This window comes from Streptomyces sp. NPDC002795 (genome assembly GCF_042888725.1).
GTDB lineage: Bacteria > Actinomycetota > Actinomycetes > Streptomycetales > Streptomycetaceae > Streptomyces.
Window position 1 is genome coordinate 212,323 of the sequence record NZ_JBIAQB010000008.1, and the last position, 19,269, is coordinate 231,591.

The 19,269-nt window shown below is 70.7% G+C and carries 15 protein-coding genes; 8 read left to right on the forward strand and 7 right to left on the reverse strand.

Annotated elements, in window-relative coordinates; genetic code table 11:
- Nucleotides 1-119: 119 nt before the first annotated feature.
- From ACFYWS_RS24810 to ACFYWS_RS24820, 3 genes are read left to right on the forward strand one after another with little or no spacing between them, the layout of a single operon-like run.
- Complete coding sequence (locus ACFYWS_RS24810) at nucleotides 120-1,700, forward strand: GMC family oxidoreductase (RefSeq protein ID WP_389280231.1); 1,581 nt, start codon at nucleotides 120-122, stop codon at nucleotides 1,698-1,700.
- Between the two features lie 59 nt (nucleotides 1,701-1,759).
- Entirely contained in the window at nucleotides 1,760-3,211 is a 1,452-nt protein-coding gene (locus ACFYWS_RS24815; protein ID WP_389280232.1) for an aldehyde dehydrogenase family protein, read from the forward strand.
- The gene (locus tag ACFYWS_RS24820; protein ID WP_389280234.1) at nucleotides 3,208-4,356 is read left to right on the forward strand and encodes a M20 family metallopeptidase; all 1,149 of its coding nucleotides are present in this window, start codon (nucleotides 3,208-3,210) and stop codon (nucleotides 4,354-4,356) included. Before ACFYWS_RS24815 ends, ACFYWS_RS24820 begins: the two co-directional genes overlap by 4 nt.
- 46 nt (nucleotides 4,357-4,402) lie before the next feature.
- Here the strand turns inward: ACFYWS_RS24820 and ACFYWS_RS24825 are convergent, their stop codons facing one another.
- The 7 genes from ACFYWS_RS24825 to ACFYWS_RS24855 all read right to left on the reverse strand — a co-directional run bounded on the left by ACFYWS_RS24825 (nucleotide 4,403) and on the right by ACFYWS_RS24855 (nucleotide 12,810).
- Nucleotides 4,403-4,621: a DUF6243 family protein gene (locus ACFYWS_RS24825; RefSeq protein ID WP_389280236.1), complete on the reverse strand. Its 219-nt coding sequence runs from the start codon at nucleotides 4,619-4,621 to the stop codon at nucleotides 4,403-4,405.
- Nucleotides 4,622-4,816: 195 nt separating this feature from the next.
- Entirely contained in the window at nucleotides 4,817-5,578 is a 762-nt protein-coding gene (locus tag ACFYWS_RS24830; protein WP_389280238.1) for an ABC transporter ATP-binding protein, read from the reverse strand.
- Nucleotides 5,575-7,422 (reverse strand): ATP-binding cassette domain-containing protein, encoded by a 1,848-nt coding sequence (locus ACFYWS_RS24835; RefSeq protein WP_389280240.1) that lies wholly within the window; start codon nucleotides 7,420-7,422, stop codon nucleotides 5,575-5,577. Before ACFYWS_RS24835 ends, ACFYWS_RS24830 begins: the two co-directional genes overlap by 4 nt.
- The gene (locus ACFYWS_RS24840) at nucleotides 7,419-8,288 is read right to left on the reverse strand and encodes a branched-chain amino acid ABC transporter permease (RefSeq protein WP_389280242.1); all 870 of its coding nucleotides are present in this window, start codon (nucleotides 8,286-8,288) and stop codon (nucleotides 7,419-7,421) included. The genes ACFYWS_RS24835 and ACFYWS_RS24840 overlap by 4 nt, the downstream gene beginning before the upstream one ends.
- A gap of 20 nt (nucleotides 8,289-8,308) precedes the next feature.
- Nucleotides 8,309-9,454 (reverse strand): ABC transporter substrate-binding protein, encoded by a 1,146-nt coding sequence (locus ACFYWS_RS24845; RefSeq protein ID WP_389280244.1) that lies wholly within the window; start codon nucleotides 9,452-9,454, stop codon nucleotides 8,309-8,311.
- Nucleotides 9,455-9,508: 54 nt separating this feature from the next.
- A complete protein-coding gene (locus ACFYWS_RS24850) occupies nucleotides 9,509-11,308 on the reverse strand; it encodes a thiamine pyrophosphate-binding protein (RefSeq protein WP_389280246.1) in 1,800 nt (599 codons plus the stop codon).
- On the reverse strand, nucleotides 11,305-12,810 hold the full coding sequence (locus ACFYWS_RS24855; protein WP_389280248.1) for an aldehyde dehydrogenase family protein: 1,506 nt from the start codon (nucleotides 12,808-12,810) through the stop codon (nucleotides 11,305-11,307). The genes ACFYWS_RS24850 and ACFYWS_RS24855 overlap by 4 nt, the downstream gene beginning before the upstream one ends.
- Nucleotides 12,811-12,991: 181 nt before the next feature.
- Here ACFYWS_RS24855 and ACFYWS_RS24860 point away from each other — a divergent pair, with 181 nt between their 5' ends.
- From ACFYWS_RS24860 to ACFYWS_RS24880, 5 genes are all read left to right on the forward strand, one after another.
- Nucleotides 12,992-13,801 (forward strand): IclR family transcriptional regulator, encoded by an 810-nt coding sequence (locus ACFYWS_RS24860; RefSeq protein ID WP_389280250.1) that lies wholly within the window; start codon nucleotides 12,992-12,994, stop codon nucleotides 13,799-13,801.
- 36 nt (nucleotides 13,802-13,837) lie between these two features.
- Nucleotides 13,838-15,040, forward strand: coding sequence for a CaiB/BaiF CoA transferase family protein (locus tag ACFYWS_RS24865; protein ID WP_389280252.1), 1,203 nt, complete (start codon nucleotides 13,838-13,840; stop codon nucleotides 15,038-15,040).
- The gene (locus ACFYWS_RS24870) at nucleotides 15,037-15,891 is read left to right on the forward strand and encodes a citryl-CoA lyase (RefSeq protein ID WP_389280254.1); all 855 of its coding nucleotides are present in this window, start codon (nucleotides 15,037-15,039) and stop codon (nucleotides 15,889-15,891) included. The genes ACFYWS_RS24865 and ACFYWS_RS24870 overlap by 4 nt, the downstream gene beginning before the upstream one ends.
- 152 nt (nucleotides 15,892-16,043) lie before the next feature.
- Nucleotides 16,044-18,203 carry a PQQ-binding-like beta-propeller repeat protein gene (locus tag ACFYWS_RS24875; protein ID WP_389280256.1) on the forward strand — a complete coding sequence of 720 codons (2,160 nt, stop codon included), beginning with the start codon at nucleotides 16,044-16,046 and terminating at the stop codon, nucleotides 18,201-18,203.
- Nucleotides 18,204-18,238: 35 nt separating this feature from the next.
- Nucleotides 18,239-19,228, forward strand: a complete 990-nt coding sequence (locus tag ACFYWS_RS24880) for a ThuA domain-containing protein (protein ID WP_389280258.1) — start codon at nucleotides 18,239-18,241, stop codon at nucleotides 19,226-19,228.
- Nucleotides 19,229-19,269 lie beyond the last annotated feature (41 nt).

The following is a 19,269-nucleotide window of genomic DNA, read 5'->3' on the forward strand; positions in this document are numbered from 1 at the left end:
TCCTCCTCGTACAGAAAAAAGTGAAAATTCATTCTTGACTGAACTTCTCTGGTGCGTCAGATTACCAGCATCCGCCCAGGAGGCACCGGCGCGGGACGCTCCCGCATCAAGGAGTACCGATGGCACAGCACGAGAAGGCACAGCACGTTCGCGACCTGATCGTCGTCGGCGCGGGCTCCGCGGGCGCGGCGCTCGCCGCCCGTGCCGCCGCTCGCGGCCGACGAGTCCTCCTGCTGGAGGCGGGCCCCGACTACCGCTCGGCGCAGATGCCGGAGGCGTGGCGTTCACCCAACCCCGTCGTGGCCCTCATGGATCCCGCGGCCTCGGAACATCTCGTATGGACCGGCCTGAACTCCTCGCGCACCGAGAAGCAGCCGCAGGCCCCGTACTGGCGCGGCCGAGGGGTGGGCGGCAGCTCGTCCGTCAACGGCCAGATCGCGATCCGGCCGCCGATGGAGGACTTCGCGGAATGGGCCCGGCTCGGCTGCACCGGATGGGCGCCCGATGACGTGCTGCCCTACTTCGCCAAGCTGGAGGACGACGTCGAATTCGGCGATCAGCCCTACCACGGCCGTGGCGGACCGACACCGATCCACCGGACCCCGAAGGACGCCTGGGGAAGCATCGACCGGGCCCTGGCCGACTCCGCCCTGGCGGCGGGCTTCGGCTGGGCGTCCGATGTCAACGCCCCCGGCGCCACCGGCGTCTCCCCCTACCCGATCAACTCCCGTGACTCCCGACGCGTCAGCGTCAACGACGCCTACCTCGAACCCGCACGAGAACTGTCCGGCCTCACCGTCCGCGGCGACGCCCTGGTGGACACCGTCATCTTCGAGAACGACCGCGCGGTCGGTGTACGTGCGGTGATCGACGGAGCCGTCGTCACCGAGTACGCGGACGAGGTGATCCTCAGCGCGGGAGTCATCCACTCCCCCGCGATCCTGCTGCGCTCGGGCATCGGCCCCGCCGGCCAGCTGCGGTCGCTGGGGATCGAGGTCCGCCAGGACCTGCCGGTCGGTGTCGGCATGCAGGACCATGCGATGACCGTGCTCTCGCTGCCGTTGCGGGCCGAAGCAGCCATCAAGTCACCGCACGACCGACACACCAACGTCTGCGTGCGCTGGTCCAGCGCGTCGGGTACGCACTCCGACGACCTCATGTTCGTCTCGCTCAACCAGAACGTGCTGGCCATGGCCACGGCCAACACCGAGGCCCACGCCGGTGCCTTCGGTGTCTGGCTGAACCAGACCCACTCGCGCGGTGAGCTCACCCTGGTCTCCACCGACCCTTCCGCGCACCCGTACGTCGCCCAGCGGATGCTGTCCGACGCGCGCGATCTCGCTCCGATGAGGGAAGGGGTGCGCGCCCTCGTCGAGTTGAGCGGCAGGGCCGAGACGGCCACCGTGCTCGGCGGATCGGTCGAAGAGGCCAACCGTCCGCTGTTCGCGGCCCTGTCGAACGACGGCGACCTCGACGACCACCTGCTCTCCACGGTCATCGACGCCCAACACGGCACGAGCACCTGCCGGATGGGTGCCCCCGGCGCCGCAGGGACGGTCGTCGACCCGGCGTGCCGGGTGCAGGGGGTCCGGGGTCTACGGGTCGTCGACGCCTCGATCTTCCCCTTCGTCCCCCGGGCCAACACCAATCTCGCCGCCATCATGACCGGCGAACTCATGGCCGATCGGCTCGATACCTGACGCCTGACACCTCTCCATCACGCACAGAGCCCTCCACCGAACAGAAACGGCCAGCCACCATGGAAACCCTCCAGAACCACATCGGCGGCCGGTGGAAAGAACCGACCGGCGAAGATGTCATCACCGTGGTCAACCCCGCCACCGAGGAAGCCGTCGCACACTTCCGCGCGGGCAGCCCCGCCGACGTCGACCACGCAGTCGCCGCCGCGCGCGCCGCACAACGCGAGTGGGCCGCGCTCACCGTGGCGCGGCGCGTGGAGCGCGTGCACGCCTGGGCCGACACGATCGCCGCGCACACCGCGGAACTGGCCGAACTGGAATGCCGGGAGATGGGCAAGCCCGTCGGCATCGGGCGCACTTTCGTCGAGGGAGCGGTGGCCGGTCTCAAAGCCGCCGCGGACCAGGCGCTCACCTACCCGTTCAGCGAGACGGTGACCGGTCCAGGCCCTGCGGGTGAGCGGACCGACATCGTCCGCCACCCGCTCGGTGTCACCGCGGTCATCACTCCGTGGAACTTTCCCGTCGCCATGGTCCTCGGCGCCCTCGGCCCACTGCTCGCCGCCGGGAACACCGTCGTGGTCAAGCCCTCGGAGCGGTCGCCTCTCTCCACGGTGCGGTTGTTCGAGCTGGCCGACTCCGTCGGGCTGCCGCCGGGCGTGCTGAACCTCGTCCTGGGCGACGGCCGCACCGGCGCGGCGCTGACGGAACACGAAGACGTACGACTCGTCCACTTCACCGGCTCGGTCGGGGCCGGCCGCGCCGTGGGGACGGCGACCGGACACCGCCTGAGCCGCAGCGTGCTCGAACTCGGCGGAAAGGACCCCGTCGTGATCGACGCCGGGGTCGATCCGGTGGCCACCGCGCAGGCCGTCGCGTTCGGCGCGTTCATCAACACCGGCCAGATCTGCACCTCCATGGAACGGATCTACGTCCATGAGCGGATCGCTGACGCGTTCGTCGAGGCCCTCGTCGACGCGGCGGGAACCTTCACCATCGGCGACGGTCTCGACCCCGCCACGGTGCTCGGCCCTCTCGTGGACGCGCGGCAACGCGACACCGTACGACGCCATGTCGAGGACGCCGTCACCAAGGGCGCCACCGTGCGCGCGGGCGGGACCGTGCCGTCGGAGCGTCCCGGCCACTTCTACCCGGCGACCGTGCTCACCGGCGTCGACGACACCATGCTCGTGATGACCGAGGAGACGTTCGGCCCCGTGGCGCCCGTCTCCGTCGTGTCGAGTTTCGAGGAGGGCCTCGCCCGCGCGGCCGCCTCCCGCTACGGCCTCGCCGCCACCGTGTACACCGACGACCCCGAGCACATCGCGGCGGCCGCACACCTGCCCGTGGGTGTCGTGTGGGTCAACCAGTGGCAGGGCGGCGGCCCCGAGCGGCTTTACGAACCCGCGCGCGACAGCGGCATGGGAGCCACCGGGTCGCGTGCCGCGTACGACGCGGCGACCCGGCCGGCCGCCGTGCACATCGCCGCCGCTGCCCCGGCGGCCGCCCTGTGAGCGCCGCGAAGGAAGCCGCGGCCCAACACGTCCGGGCCGCGGCGGACGACCTGATCGCCCTGTCCCACCGCATCCACGCCCATCCCGAGCTCGCCTTCGAGGAGTACCTCGCCAGCCGCTGGGTCGCCGACGCCCTCAGCGACGCGGGGTTCGAGGTCCGGCACGGGTACTGCGGGCTGCCGACCGCCGTGGAAGCGACGGTCGGCACCGGGCCGACCCACATCGCGATCTGCGCCGAGTACGACGCCCTGCCCGACATCGGACACGCCTGCGGCCACAACATCATCGCCGCCGCGGCGGTCGGCGCCGGGATCGCACTCGCCCCCTTGGCGGACGAACTCGGCCTGACGGTACGGGTGTTGGGCACTCCCGCCGAGGAGGGTGGTGGCGGCAAGGTGCTGATGCTGGACAAGGGCGCCTTCGACGGGGTGCACGCGGCCATGATGGTTCATCCGGCCGCCGTCGAGATGGCGGCGATGCCGGGTCTCGCTGTCACCCAGTTCGACGTGGCCTACAAAGGCAAAGCGGCGCATGCGGGTGCCTACCCCCAGCTCGGCATCAACGCGGCCGACGCCATGACCCTCGCCCAGATGGGCATCGGACTGCTGCGCCAGCAGACGGCCGCATCCGACCGCATCCACGGCATCGTCACCGAAGCGGGCTCCGCGGCCAACGTCATCCCCGAGACCAGCCGCGGCCACTGGATCGTGCGCAGCGACAGCCTGGAAGCGCTCCAGCCGCTGTCGGAGCGGGTGCACCGCTGCTTCGAAGCGGGCGCGCTGGCCACCGGCTGCGACCTGACCACCACACCGGTCGGCCCCGACTACGCCGACCTGCGGCCGGACCAGGGTCTGCTCGACCTGTGGGTGGCCAACGCGACGGCGCTCGGCCGCCGCTTCCCCGAGCTGCCGAAAAGTGTCGCGGGCGCCGCCACCGACATGGGAAACGTCTCCCACGTCGTGCCCACCATCCACCCCATGCTGGGTCTCGACTGCGGGCCCGCGGTCAACCACCAGCCGGAATTCACCGCCGCGTGCGTCACGCAGGCGGCGGACCGGGCCGTACTCGACGGGGCGACCGGCATGGCCTGGACCGCCATCGACGTGGCTCTGGCGGCGGGACGAGGCGGGGGCAGGCCGACCTGATACACCGCCGCCGCAGAACAGTGGTGTATCAGGTGTGCCAGGTGTGTCAGCTCTGGGTGGTGTCGTCGCCCGACTGCCCGGAGCCCTCGGCCGCGCCGCTCACCTTCTCGCGCATCTTGCGCACGAGCTCCGCCTTCTGCTCGGCGGCGCTCTTGCGGTCGAGGTTGCGGTGCGGGCCGTTGTTCTGCCGCTCGGCGCGGGACAGCTTCTTGCGCTGGCCGCCGCCCTGGCCCACGGGGTTGTTGATGTTCTTGCTCACGGTCACGGGTTCTCCCGAAATGATGTGGAGTGATCTACGGATTCATCGGTGGGGGACGGGCGCGGCGACGTCCGAGGACGTCAGCGGGGGCCCATCACGCTCTCACTCGTAAATCGGCGTCTGGAAGAACATGCCCAAGACGTTACCCCGTCCCGCGGCCCCCGCACACCAGGTTTTCGCCGCACCGGGCTCGGCCGTCCCTCACAGCCCCAGGTAGATCCGCCGGACCCGCGGGTCCTCGCTGAGCTCCTCGGAGGTGCCGGTCATGGCGACGGTGCCGTTCTCCATGACCAGGCAGTGGCTCGTCGCACCGAAGGTGAGCTTGGCGTTCTGTTCCACGAGGAGCATGCTCAGTCCCTCCTCGCGGAGCCGGGTCAGGACGCGCAGGATCTCGCCGACCAGTTTCGGTGACAGGCCCATCGAGGGTTCGTCGAGGAGCAGGATGCGGGGTTGCGGCATCAGGGCCCGGCCGATCGCGAGCATCTGCTGCTGGCCGCCGGACAGCGCGCCGGCCAGTCGCTGGCCCATCTCGCCGAGCACCGGGAAGAGCTCGTGGACCTGGGCGAGCGTGGACCGGGTGTCGTCGTCCCAGGCCCGCGCGTACGCGCCGAGCAGGAGGTTCTTCTCTACCGTCAGGCCGGGGAACACATGGCGGCCCTCCGGTACGTAGCCGATGCCGTGGCGGACCATGTCGCGGGCCCGTACGCGGGTCAGGTCGAGGTCGCCCAGCGTGATGCGTCCGCCGCCGCGCGGGACCAGGCCCATCACCGCCTTGAGCGTGGACGTCTTGCCCGCGCCGTTCGCGCCGATGATGCCGACCGAGGCTCCGGGCTCCACGCTGAAACCGATGGAGCTGACGGCGCGGACTCCTCCGTAGTGGACGGAGAGGTCGGCCACGGTGAGTGTGGCGGCGGACGGGGCGGCGGGCGTGCGGGGGCGGCGTGGAGCCAGGGGCAGCTTCACCGGGTGGCCTCCTTCGGCAGGGGCGGCGCGGGCGCGGGCAGCGGGACGTCGTCGGCCATCGCCGAGTCACCGAGGTACGCCTCGATCACCTCGGGTGAGGCGACCACCTCGGCCGGTGTGCCTTCGGCGATGACGCCGCCGCTGGACAGCACGGTGACGCGTTCGCACAGCGACATGACCAGGCCCATGTTGTGCTCGATGAGGACGACCGTGGTGCCGCTGTCGCGGATGGAGCGCACGATGTCGGCGAGTTGGCGGACCTCCTCGCCGTTGAGGCCCGCGGCCGGTTCGTCGAGCAGGAGGAGGCGGGGCCGTGCTCCCATGGCGCGGGCGATCTCGATGCGGCGCTGGATGCCGTACGGGAGGGAGCCCGGGGCCGACCGCGCGAAGTCGGTGAGGCCGAAGCGTTCCAGGAGTTCGGCGGCCTCGTGGCGCAGCCGTCGTTCGCGGCGGGCCACTCCTGGCTGCCACAGGGCGTACTGCCAGATGGTGCGGGTGCGGGACCGGTCGAGGGCGACGAGGATGTTCTCACGGACCGTCAACTGGCCGAACAGGCGCAGGTTCTGGAAGGTGCGGGCCATGCCGAGGAGGGACAGGGCGTAGGGGCGGGCGGTCGTGGTGTCACGGCCCATGAAGGCGACCGTTCCCGAACTGGCGCGGTAGAAGCCGGTGATGACGTTGAAGAGGGTGGTCTTGCCGGAGCCGTTCGGGCCGACGATGCCGCGGATCTCGCCGCGGCGCACCGTGAGGGAGACGTCGTCGAGGGCGCGCAGGCCGCGGAAGTCCTTGGTGACCGAGCGGATGTCCAGGAGGGGTGGGGGCTCCTCGGCGGCGGCTTCGTCGGGCGTGGTCACCACCTCGTACGGCTGGAAGGGGCGCAGTATCGCGCGGTCGTCGCTCTTGCCCCGCCTCTTGTTCGTGAACTCCCTTGCTCGGGCCGGGATTCCGGCCAGGCCCGTCGGTGCGAAGACGACCATCAGGACGACCACGACGCCGTATCCCAGTTGTGCGTACGTCGAGAAGTCGGAGAGCCACTCGCGGATGAGGGTGAGGCCGACGGCCCCGACGACGCAGCCGATGAGGGAGCGGCGGCCGCCGATGATGACCATGGCGAGCAGGATGAACATGTTGGCGATGGAGAAGGTCTCCGGGGCGACGTAGCGGATGAGTCCCGCGTACAGGACCCCTGCGAGGCCTCCGTAGAAGCTGGCGAGGAGGAAGGCCGTCATGCGCAGCAGCGGGATCTCGGCGCCCATCGCGCCGGCGGCCAGTGGGTCGTCTCGCATGGCGCGCAGCCGTCGCCCGAGCGACGTACGGACGACGAAGAGTCCGAAGCCGAGGCCGAGGGCGCAGATCACCAACTCCAGGTAGTAGTAGAGGTACTCGCTGGAGAGGTCGATGCCGGGCAGGGTGGGTTGCGGGATGCCGGAGATGCCGTCGGCGCCGCCGGAGACGGACGCGTTGGTGATCCAGTTGATGAAGCCGAGGGCCAGGCCGAGGGTGACGATGCCCAGGTAGTGGGACTGCATGCGCAGGGCGGGGATGCCGACGAGCAGGCCCGCGGCGACCGTGGCGAGCAGGGCGAGGATCGCCGCCGTCCAGAAGCCGTGTCCGGAGTGGGTGGTGAGGATGGCCACCGCGTAGGCGCCGACGCCGAAGAAGGCGACCTGGGCGAGGTTGATCTGCCCGGAGATGCCCATGGCCAGGCCCATGCCGATGGACAGCAGGGCGTAGATGAGGGCGATGTTGACGATGTGGATGGCGTAGCTGCCGAGGCCGTACGGGAGCAGCCAGCCGGCCACCGCGAGTACGCCGAGTCCTGCGAGCCGGTAGCGGCGGGTCATGCGCGGCTCACCGTCCTCTCACCGAAGACGCCCATGGGGCGGATCATGATGGCGACGGTGAAGACCAGGAAGGTCACGAGCACCGAGTAGCCCTGGAAGTGGCCGGCGGCGTAGGAGTCGAGGACGCCGATGGCGAGGCCGCCGACGACGGCGCCGGGGATGGAGCCGAAGCCGCCGAGCATGGCCGCGGCGAAGCCCTTGATGCCGAGCGCGCCGCCGAGGGAGGCGTCGACGTAGAGCATGGGGCCGACGAGTCCGCCGGCGAGTGCGGCGAGGCCCGCGCCGATGCTGAAGGCGAGGGCGTTGCTGCGGCCGACGTTGATGCCGACGGCGGTGGCCGCCTCGTGGTCCATGGCGACGGCCTGCATGGCGGCGCCGCGCTTGGTGCGCGCGAGGAACCAGGCCAGGCCGATCACGGCGAGCGCGGCGACGGCCATGACCACGAGGTCGTAGGTGCGGACCCGGACGCCGAACAGGGACAGCGGGGCGGACGGGACGGGTGAGGGCACCGCCCGTCCCGTGGTGCCCCAGATGAGGATGGCGACGGCCTGGAGGACGATGCCGAAGCCGATCGTGCCGATCAGCATCAGGTCGAAGTCCTTGTTCTCCAGTGGGCGCAGCACGCGTTCGATGACGAGGCCGATGGCTCCGGTGACGACGATCGCCACGATCATGGCGACGGCGAACGGCAGCTTGGAGGTGAGGTAGAACGTCGACGCGGCGTAGGCGCCGATCATCGCGATGTCGGCGTGGGCGAAGTTGACGAGCCCCATGGTCCGGTAGACGAGCGAGAAGCCCATGGCCACCAGGGCGTAGACGGCGCCGAGGCTGAGTCCGCCGACGAGCGTTTGCAGTGTCTCTTGCATGTCTGTTCGGCTCCCCGGGCCTACTGCTGCGGGACGAGCTTGCCGTCGCGGATGACACCGATGGTGGTCTTGGTGATGCCGACCCCGTTCTCGCCGAACTCGAAGTCGCCGAGCAGGCCGTCGTAGCGGGTGTCCCGGATGGTGTCGGCGAGCTTCTGGCCGGTGGCGGCCTTGCTGGTCTTCAGTGCGGTCAGCAGGATGTTGGCCCCGTCGTAGGCCTTGGCGCCGTGCAGTTCGGCGGCCTTGTTGTACTTGGCCTGGTAGGCGGCGGCGAACTTCTTCGAGGCGGCGCTGACGTCGTTGCTCAGGTACGGCGAGCTGACGATGGTGTCCTCGACGGCGGTCTTGCCGGCGGTGTCGATGAAGACGGGGGTGCCTTGCGGGGCGGCTCCCGCGAAGGGCGCGGTGATGCCCAGGTCGCGCGCCTGCTTGACGATGAGGCCGGCCTCGACCTCCTCGGAGCCGATGAACACGACGTCGGGTTTGCCCGCCCGGATCTTGGTGAGGGCGCTGCTGAAGTCCTTCTGGTCGGTGGTGACCACCTGGTCGGTCACCGGGGTGACACCGAGGTCCTTGGCCGCCTTGAGGAAGGCGTCGTGCTCACCCTTCCCGAAGGAGCCGTTGTTGGAGATCATCGCGATCTTCTTGTGGCCCTTGTCCTTGACGAGGTACTGGGCGAGCGTCGCGTCGTACGTCGTCGAGGTCGGCCCGTTGAGGAAGAGGTACGGGCTTCCCACGTCGACCAGCGCGTCGGCCTGCCCCGAGGTGATGTTGGGGATCTTGGCCTGCTGGAGGATGGGCGCCATGGCCACGGTCACCGCGCTCTCCGCGGTGCCGATCATCGCGACGTAGCCCTGACTGTCCAGCTTCCGGGCGATGTTGGTGCCGGTGGTGGGGTCGCCCTGGTCGTCGAAGAGCTTGAGCTGGATCTTGCGGCCTTCGATGCCGCCCTTCTTGTTCCACTCGTCGATGGCGAGCTTGGCTCCCTTGTACTCCCAGTCGCCGAGCGAACTGAGCTGTCCGCTCTGCGCGTTGACGACGGCGATCTTGATGGGGCCCGAGGAGGCCTTGTCCGAGTCGCCGGATTCGCCGGGTGCGCTGCACGCGGTGAGGGCGGCGGCCAGCGCGGCGGCCGTGCAGACGGCTGTGCGGGTGGTGCGGATCATGGGGTCACCTCGTTGTGGCGGGGGCGGGGGCAGGGACGGAGTAGGGAGCGGTGGTCAGTCGGTGAAGGATCCGCGGTAGATGTCCTTGATGTTCCAGTGGCCGGGGGTCGGCACCGGTTCGTTGACCATGGGTACGTCGATGACGGCCGGCCTGCGCCGGGTGACGGCGTCGGCGAGGGCCTTCGCGAGGTCGGCGGGGGCGGTGACGTGGTAGCCGTCCGCGCCGCAGGAGGTGCCGAGGCCGGCGAAGTCCGGGCTGTACGGGCGCCCTTCGGCGTCGGTGAACTCACATCCGTAGGAGCGGCCGAACGATGCGGACTGGAGGTCGGCGATGGTGCCGTGGGCCCGGTTGTTCATCACGACGAAGATCACCGGGAGGCCCTGTTCGACGGCCATGGGCAGCGCGGGGAGCTGGGCGCTCATGCCGCCGTCGCCGATGAGGGCCACCACCACGCGCTCGGGCTCGGCCAGTTGTACGCCGACGGCGGCCGCGGGCCCGAAGCCCATCGTCGAGGCGCCGCCCGGGGTGATGAACCGGCCGCCCGTGGGGAGTTCGTAGCACTGGGCGACGCCGTTCTTGTTCCAGCCGACGTCGGTGACGAGGACCGCGTCGTCGGGGAGCGCGTCGCGCAGGTCGGCGAGGATCCGCTGGGGACGCAGCGGGAAGGCGTCGCTGCGGCCGTCCTCGCGGGCCGTGTCGAAGACGGCGCGGCGGGCGGCGGCGATCGAGGCGCGCAGCCCTTCGCGGGGCCGCGGTGCGGGCTGCCGGGCGCGGACGGCGGCGTCGATGGCCCGTACCGCGTCGGCGACATCGGCGACGGCGCCGATCTCGACCGGGTAGTTGCGGCCGATCTCGGCCGGGTCGATGTCGATCTGGATGAGCTTGCTGGGCGGGCTGCCTTTGTCGCCGAACGTCCAGGTGTACGCCGGGTCCCAGGAGCTGGCGTCGGTCTCGGCGAACCGGGTGGCGAGCGCGAGGACCACGTCGGCGCCCTTGGTGTACGCGTGCGTGGAGTCCAGTCCCCAGAAGCCGGGCATGCCGAGCAGCAGCGGGTGTGCGTCGGGGAGGACGCCCTTGCCCATCAGGGAGTGGGCGAGGGGGATGTCGAGGTGTTCGGCGAGCGAGGCGAGGGCGCCGCGGGCTTCGGGGTCGCGCAGCCCTCCGCCGAAGTAGATCAACGGCCTGTCCGCGCTCAGGAGTTGGTCGGCGACGCGCTGCGCGGTCGCGGCGTCGAGGGCCGGTGCGGCGTGCGTGGCGGGCAGCGGGTACTGATCCTCGTACGGTTGGACGGGCCGGTTGAACAGGTCCATGGGGATGTTGACGAGGACGGCTCCGGGGCGGCCCGACTGCGCGGTCCAGAAGGCGCGTTCGGTGGTGCGGGCGAGGTCCTGGGCGCGGTGCACGTCCCAGGTGCGCTTGGTGAACGGGCGGTAGATCGCGCTCTGGTCGGCGTCCGTGTGGAGGTTGACCTCTTGGTGGGGGTGGCGGCCCGCGTAGTACGAGGGGATGTCGCCGGAGAGGACGACGAGGGGCACGGAGTCGAGGGCGGCGGTGGCGACGCCGGTGACCGCGTTCATCATGCCGGGGCCGACGTGGGTGAGCAGCACGCCGGGGCGGCCCGTGGCGCGGGCGTAGCCGTCGGCGGCGTGCGCGGCGGCCTGCTCGTGGCGGGCGATGACGAACTCGATGGAGCTGGGGGCGAGCGCGTCGAGGAGGGCGATGTTGGTGTGTCCGCAGGTGCCGAAGATGTGCCGGACTCCGTAGGACTCCAGTTGGCGGACCAGGGCGTGGGCTGCGGTGACGGGCTCGTCCGTGGTGGGTGCCGGGGCCTGGGTCGCGTTCTCGTGCGTCATGCGTCGGTCTCCCCGTCGAGGGTGGTCGTGTCGCCCCAGACGGACAGGCCGCGGAGCACGAGTGTCTTGACGACGGTGAAGTCGTCGATCATCGAGCGGGGTGTCTCGCGGCCGAAGCCCGAGTCCTTCACGCCGCCGAACGGGACATGGTCCAGGCGGTAGTTGGAGGTGCCGCCCGCGATCAGCGCGCCGGTCTCCAGCTCGCGCCAGGCCTTGACGATGCGGCCGATGTCCCGGGTGAACAGGCCGGCCTGGAGTCCGTAACGGCTCGCGTTGCAGGTCTCGATGACCGCGTCGAAGTCGTCGTACGGGAGCACGGCGACGAGCGCGCCGAAGACCTCGTGCACGACGACGGAGGCGTGGGAGGGCGGTCCCGCGACGACGGTGGGTGTCACGGTGGCGCCGTCCCGGCTGCCGCCGCGCAGCACGCGCGCCCCGGCGTCCGCGGCCTCGGCCGACCAGCGCACCACGCGCTCGGCGGCCTCCTCGTCGACCATGGCGCCGACGTCGGTGTCCGGGTCGAGCGGGTCGCCGACCTTGAGGCCGTCCACGGCGGTGGTGAGCAGGGCGAGGAAGTCGTCGTAGCGGGAGCTGTGGACGTAGACGCGCTGGACGGAGATGCAGCTCTGGCCCGAGTTGCTGTATCCGGCGCGGGCGCACTCCTTGGCCGCCTGCGCGAGGTCGGCGTCCTCGCAGACGACGGTGGCGGCGTTGCCCCCGAGTTCGAGGACGAGGCGTTTGGCGCCGGCGGCGCGGGCGACGGCCTGTCCGGTGGCGGCGCTGCCGGTGAAGCTGATGACGGCGACCTCGTCGGCCGCGCACAGCAGTGCGCCTATCTCGCCGCCGCCGTGCAGGAGTTGGACCGCCTGCGGGGGCATGCCGGATTCGAGGAGCAGCGCGACGACGGCGGCGGTGGCGGCCGGGGCCTGTGGTGGGGCCTTGACGAGGGTGGTGTTGCCCGCGGCGAAGGAGGCGCCGAGCTTGTGCGCGAGTAGGTTGGCGGGTGCGTTGAACGGGGTGATGGCCAGGGCCACCCCGGCGGGCGCGCGATAGGTGAAGGCGGTGTTGCCGACGCCGCGCTGCCTCCCGGCGACGGGCAGGGTGTCACCGCCGATCTGCCGGGCCTCGGCGGCGCAGACCGCGAAGGTGTCCGCGACGCGGTCGATCTCGCCGAGGCCGTCCTTGAGCGGCTTGCCCAGTTCGAGGGCCAGCAGTCGGGCGAGGTCCTCGCGGTGGGCGGTGGCGGCCTCGGCGGCCCGGTCCAGGATGTCGGCGCGTGCGGCGGGGGCGAGCCGGGCCACGGCGCGGGCGGAGGGGCGGGCGTAGGTGAGGGCGCGGGTGACCTCTTCGCCGGTCGCGGCGGTGGAGCGGCTGACGGTGCGGCGCAGGTAGGGGCCGGTGCGCAGGAGTTCAGGTCCTTCACCGCCCCACCGGCCGGCGACGTACGGCGGCGCGTCGATCACCACGCCGTCCGCGCCGGCCTTGAGAAGGGAATCGAGCATGACATCTCCCAGGAAACCGCTGAGTGGTACTGGTGGACTGCTCTGTGGTTCGGCGTGTAACGTACGGGCGCCAACTCGCCGTGACAAGAGGTCAGTTGAAGAATCAGTGGAAGAAGACCTCCGCGGATGGCACTCCCATCGGCGGCAGGCACCGACGACAGCGGACGGAAGGCGGGGCCCCATGGACAGCACCGGACCCGGGCAGGCAGCGGAAGCGACCGGCGTACGCAGTGTGCGCAGGGCTCTGGACATCCTGGGGCTGCTGACCGAGGATCAGCCGGCGGTCACCCTGCGGGAGATCGTCGACGCCACGGGGCTCGCCAAGACCACGGCGGTCCGCATGGTGCAGACCCTCGAACAGTGCGGTCTCCTCTGGGACACCCCGGCCGGTTACACCGCGGGCCCCGGCCTGTGGCGCTGGGCCCACCTGGCGCACACGAGCTGGGAACTCCCGCGTGAGACACGCAAGTTGATGCGCGATCTCGCGGAGGAGCAGCAGGAGACGGTCAATCTGTTCATGCTGCGCGGGCTCAGCCGGGTGTGTGTGGCGCAGCAGGAGAGCCCGCAGCCACTGCGTCACGTGGTGCGGGTCGGGGACGAACTGCCGTTGTGGGCGGGGGCGTCGTCGAAGATCCTGCTGCGTTCGGCGCCCGAGAGTCTGCTGCGCCGTATCGCCGTCGACTCTCCGCACGGCGAGGGGCACGCGCGCCAGCTGCGGGTGTGGGCGGACGTCGCGGTGGAGCAGGGGTTCGCCGTGAGCAGGGGCGAGCGCGACGAGGGGCTCACGGCGGTGGCGGTGCCGGTGCTCGGCCGCACGGGGACCGTCGTCGCGTCGCTGTCGCTCAGCGGTCCGAGTCACCGCTTTCCCGAGGCGGGCGTCCAGCGGTTCGCCACCGCGCTCGTCGAGGTCGCCCGGCAGATGTCGGAGCAGGGCTTCGACCATCCGCTCAGTCCGGTCGGGCCTGCCGGCCCGGCCGGCGGCAGGAAGTGACTCCAGCAAGGGACCCGTAACGGAAGGAGCCGGTGCATGCCCGAACGACCGCTCTCAGGAATCCGCGTACTCGATCTCACGAACGTGCTCGCTGGACCGTACTGCAGTTACCACCTCATGCTGCTCGGCGCCGAGGTCGTCAAGATCGAGCAGCCCGGAAAGGGCGATCTGGCCCGCGCCCTCGGCCCCGACCCCGAGCTGAACCGCAGCGGGATCGGGGCCTCCTTCCTCGCCCAGAACGCCGGGAAGAAGTCCCTCACCCTCGACCTCAAGGACCCGGCCGACCGGGCCGACTTCGAGCAGCTGATACGCGGCGCGGACGTGCTCCTCGACAACTTCCGGGCCGGGGTCCTCGCCAGGATGGGATACGACGGCGCCCGCCTCGACTCCCTCAACCCGCGCCTGGTCAGCTGCGCCATCACCGGCTTCGGACAGTCGGGCCCGATGAGCGGCGCCCCCGCCTACGACCAGATCATCCAGGGTGTGTCCGGGATGATGAGCATCACCGGCACGACGGACACGGCCCCGCTGCGCGTCGGTTTCCCGGTCTGCGACTCGCTCGGCGGCATGGGCGCGGCCCTCGCCATCAGCGCCGCCCTGCTCGGCCGCGAGCGGACCGGGCGGGGCGCGCACCTGGACGTGTCGATGCTGGAGGTCTCGCTCTCCGCGATGGGCTGGGCCGTCTCCAACTACCTGATCAGCGGCGTCGATCCGGAGCCGATGGGCGATCAGAACGCGACGGCCGCGCCGTCCGGCACCTTCGAGACCGCCGACGGTGGCCTGAACATCGCGGCCAACCGTCAGGAACAGTTCGTCACGCTCTGCCGTCTCACCGGCCTGTCCCATCTGATCCACGACGCGCGCTTCGCGGAGCGCGAGGCCCGCAAGCTCCACCGGGCCGAGCTGAACGCCGAGTTGAATGCGGCGCTGTCCCAGAAGACCGCCCTGGAGTGGGAGGAGACACTGTCGTCCGCCGGTGTCCCCGCCGCGCGCGTCCTGACCGTGCCGGAGGCGGTGGAACTCGAACAGCTCGCGCACCGCGGCTTCTTCACCGACCTGCCCTACCCGGACGGCTCCGACCGCACGCTGCGGGTCAGTGGCAACGGCGTCCTGGTGGACGGCGAACCGTTGCCCCCGGCCTCCCCTCCCCCGCTGCTCGACCAGGACGGCGAGGAGCGCGCACGGCTCATCGCCCGCTGGCGGGCCGAAAGCCGCACGACCGAGGCGCTGCGCTCATGACCTCCACTGTCCCCGCATCCGCCGGGGGCCAGGACCGCCAGGACCCGGACAGCAAGGTCGCCCAGTGGTGGGCCACGGCCGTCAGCCGCATCGAGCCGGGCATCATCGAACTGCGCGAGCGCCCCGTGCAGGAGCTGATCGGGCACACCACCTTCGTCGAGACGATCTGGCTGCTGCTGCGGGGCGAGCTGCCCCGCCCCGACCAGGCACGCCTCCTGGAAGCGGCCCTGGTGGCGGGGGTCGACCACGGTCCGCAGGCACCCTCCATCGCGGCCGCCCGGATGGCGGCGACCTGCGGGGTGGGCCTCAACAGCGCCGTCGCGACCGGGGTGAACATGCTCGGGGACGTGCACGGCGGGGCGGGTCAGCAGTGTGTGCAGCTGCTCACCGATGTCGTCCAACTCAGCGAGCAAGGACGGGAGTTGGAGGATGCCACAGCCGACGTGATCACCGAGTGGCGTGAGCGCTCCCGCTATCTGCCGGGCTTCGGTCATCGCTTCCACCCTCGCGATCCGCGCCGCGACCCACTGCTCTCGCTCGTGGACATGGCCGTGACGGACGGCACCGTAGAGGGCGCCTACCTGCGCGCCGCCCTGGCCGTGGAGGCGCACCTCAACCGCGGCCGCGAGGGCCGCAAACCCGTCCCGATGAACATCGACGGCGCCACCGCCGTCATCTACGCCGAACTCGGCTTCGCCGCGCCGCTGGCGCGCGGCCTGTTCGTGCTCAGCCGCAGCGTCGGCATCCTGGCACACGCATGGGAGGAGACCGGGCAGGGGCGCCGCAACAAGAGCCCCATGCCGCCGTCGATGGTCCCGGTCCACCTGGTGGTACCAACTCCACCTGCCTGAAAGGCAGTTGAGGAACTTCCGGGCAACAACCCCCGCCCCGGGTATTGCCATGCCCGCACCCCCGTCCCTAACGTGACCCACCGTCCCGCGAACCTACTGTGCGGAACTTTCGACCCATCTAGCGGACCTTGATCGAATCGAGGCACTGAACGATGGAAAGACGCACCTTTCTGCTGACCGCCGCCGCGAGCGGCGCCACCACACTCCCCGCGCTCTCCGCCACCGCCGCGGAGGCGGCCCCGAAGCCCGCCGGTCTGGCCCTCCCCGTCCCCGCGCAGCCCACCACCCTCGGCGTCGCCGCCCGTGACTGGCCCAAGGTCGGCGGCAACTACGGCAACCAGAACCACTCCACCCTCACCGACATCACCCCGCGCAACGTCAAGAAGCTCGGCGGCGCCTGGCACATCAACCTGGAGGGTGGCTCGACCAGCGCGTACCAGCAGTGCACGATCGTCGTGCAGAAGGGTGTGCTGTACGTCGAGACGACGCAGCAGAACGTCTTCGCCGTCGACGGACGCACCGGCAAGGTGCTCTGGAAGACCAACCTCGGCACCGAGACCACCAACATGCGCGGCGTCGCCGTCGCCGAGGGCAAGGTCTTCACCATCTCGGGTGCCAACATCGTCTACGCCCTCGACCAGAAGACCGGCGCGGTCGTCTGGCAGAAGAAGCTGATCGTCGAGGACAACGGCGGCGACGACGGCTGCGACAACGGCAGCGGCCAGTGCGGCGGCAACAGCGGCGGGCTCGCCGGCGCGGTCGTGCACTTCGACGGCATGATCTACGTCGGCACGGAGGGCTCGACGGCCGGCGCGCGCGGCCGCGGCTACGCGCTCGACGCGAAGAGCGGCGACGTCGTGTGGACCTTCTGGGGGCCGCCGGGCCCCGGCGAGTACGGGCACGACACCTGGGAGGGTGACTCCTGGAAGACCGGCGGCGCCGTGCCCTGGATCCACCCGGCCGTCGACCCCGAACTCGGCCTCGTCTACTGGACGTTCGGCAACCCCTACCCCCGCACCGACGGCTCCTCGCGCGGCGGTGACAACCTCTTCGCCAACTCCATCGTCGCGATCGACGCGAAGACCGGGAAGCGGCGCTGGCACTTCCAGTCCGTGCACCACGACATCTGGGACGCCGACAACGTCATGGCGCCGGTCCTCGCCGACCTCCTCGTCGACGGCAAGAAGCGGCAGGTCGTCGTCTACGGCTCCAAGACCTGCTGGTTCTACATCCTCGACCGGCGCACCGGCGAGGCGCTGCACGGCATGGAGGAACGCAAGGTCCCCCAGCACACCCTCCAGAAGACATCACCGACGCAGCCGTTCCCCGGCGGGGAGCCGTTCACCGACCCGTTCCCCCGCTTCGACAAGCCGACGAGGCCGGTGCCGTTCTACCCGGCGGGCGGCCTGTACTCGGTGTTCTGGGACCGGGCCACCATCATCTTCCCCGGCGCGGGCGGCGGCGGTGACTGGGGCTTCCCGTCCTTCAGCCCGAAGACCGGATACGTCTACATCGGCTACGGCCTGGTCAACTCCTCGTACTCCAACACCCGCGGCGGGAGGGTCAACACCGCCCGCCCGCTCGGGGAGTTGTTCGGCGGCGGACTGGTCGCCATGGACCCGCGGACGAACACGGTCGCCTGGCGCAAGGAGGGCGACTGGTCCCTCGCGCACGGCAACGGCATCCTCACCACCGCGGGCCGAGTCCTCTTCCAGGGCCGCCCCGACGGCGTACTCGAAGCGATGGACGACACCGACGGCTCGACACTGTGGACGTGGCAGTGCGGCGCCGGAGTGAACACCATCCCCGTCTCGTACGAGATCGACGGCGAGCAGTACGTGGCCGTCCTCGCGGGCGGGAACGGGCTGCCGTTCCCCGACATCCCGCGTGGCGACCACCTGTGGGCGTTCAAGGTCGGCGGCAAGGTCGGCCAGGCGCCGGCGCCCACGCCCCCGTCGCGCCGCAATCAGATCCGCGCCGCGGCGGTCACCGGCGAGACGGCGAAGAACACCGTCACCCTCGGCCGTGTCTGGGACACCAAGGCCAACGCACCGGGCACGACGGAGAACACCGTCGCCCAGACCGCCATGGCACCTCAGCACCTCACCGTCCCCGTCGGCACGGAAGTCACCTTCACCAACCCCGCCGACAACCAACAGCCGCACGGCGCGGCCGCGTTCTTCGACGCCGAGTTCGACACGGCGCTGCTGATGCCGGGGCAGTCGGCCAAGCACACCTTCACCAAGGCGGGCGAGTACTTCTACAACGATCCGGCCTTCCCGCAGTCCACCGGCAAGGTCGTCGTCAAGTGAGAGTCCCGAGAGTTCCCATGGGAGGTCCGACCGACATGACGACAAGACCCCGCACCCCGATGACGCTCCTCACGGCGGCGCTCGCGACCGCCCTGGTGGCCCTCGCGGCCTTCCTGGGCGCCGCCCACGGCCAGACCCGCGACACCAAGGCGGGTGCCACCGGCGCCCGGGAACTCGGCGACCCCGACTACGGTGTGTGCCGCGACACGAGCCCCAAGTGCTACCACGACTGGGGCAACTTCACCCCCGCCACCGACGGCTACAAGGTCCTCCTCTACACCCGCACCGCCGGCCCCCGCCACGCCAACCTCGGCCCGTCCCTCGGCAGCGGCCTCAACCCGGCACTGGGCGACACGAACGTCGTCCAGAAGGCGCTCGTCGCCATGGGCAAGAAGAACGACTTCACCGTCGACTGGACGGAGGACGTCACCCAACTGTCCTCACCTTCCCGTCTGTTCAACTACAACGCGGTCATCTTCTACTCCACCAGTCGTGACACCCTCGACGACGCGGCGCAGACCTCGCTGCGCCAGTACGTGCGCGGAGGCGGCGGCTTCGTCGGCATCCACAACGCCTTCGGAACCGAGTACAACTGGCCTTGGTACGAAGGCCTGTTGGGCAACGCCAACTTCTACGACCACGGCCCGAACCAGCCCGGCACGGTCGTCACCGAGAACCGCCGTGACACCTCCACCAAGGACCTCCCGGCGCGCTGGAACTTCACCGACGAGTGGTACAACCTCGTCCCGGCCCCCACCCGCGTCCGGCTCCTCGCCACGGTCGACGAGTCCACCCTCGCCGAAGGTGTCACCGGCAACCAGGGCCACCCCGGACACGGAAAGGCCCATCCGGTGGCCTGGTGCCAGTACTACGACGGCGGGCGCGCCTGGCTCACCACGCTCGGCCACGACGCCAAGGACTTCGCCACGGACGGCTCGTTCCCGGGAGCCGAGCAGTTCCAGAAACTGGTCCTCGGCGGCATCGAGGGGGCCATGGGCAAGGCGCCGTTCTGCCGGGCGGGGTGAGTCACCGGACGTTCGAGCGTCCACCCCCTCCGTCGGCGCCC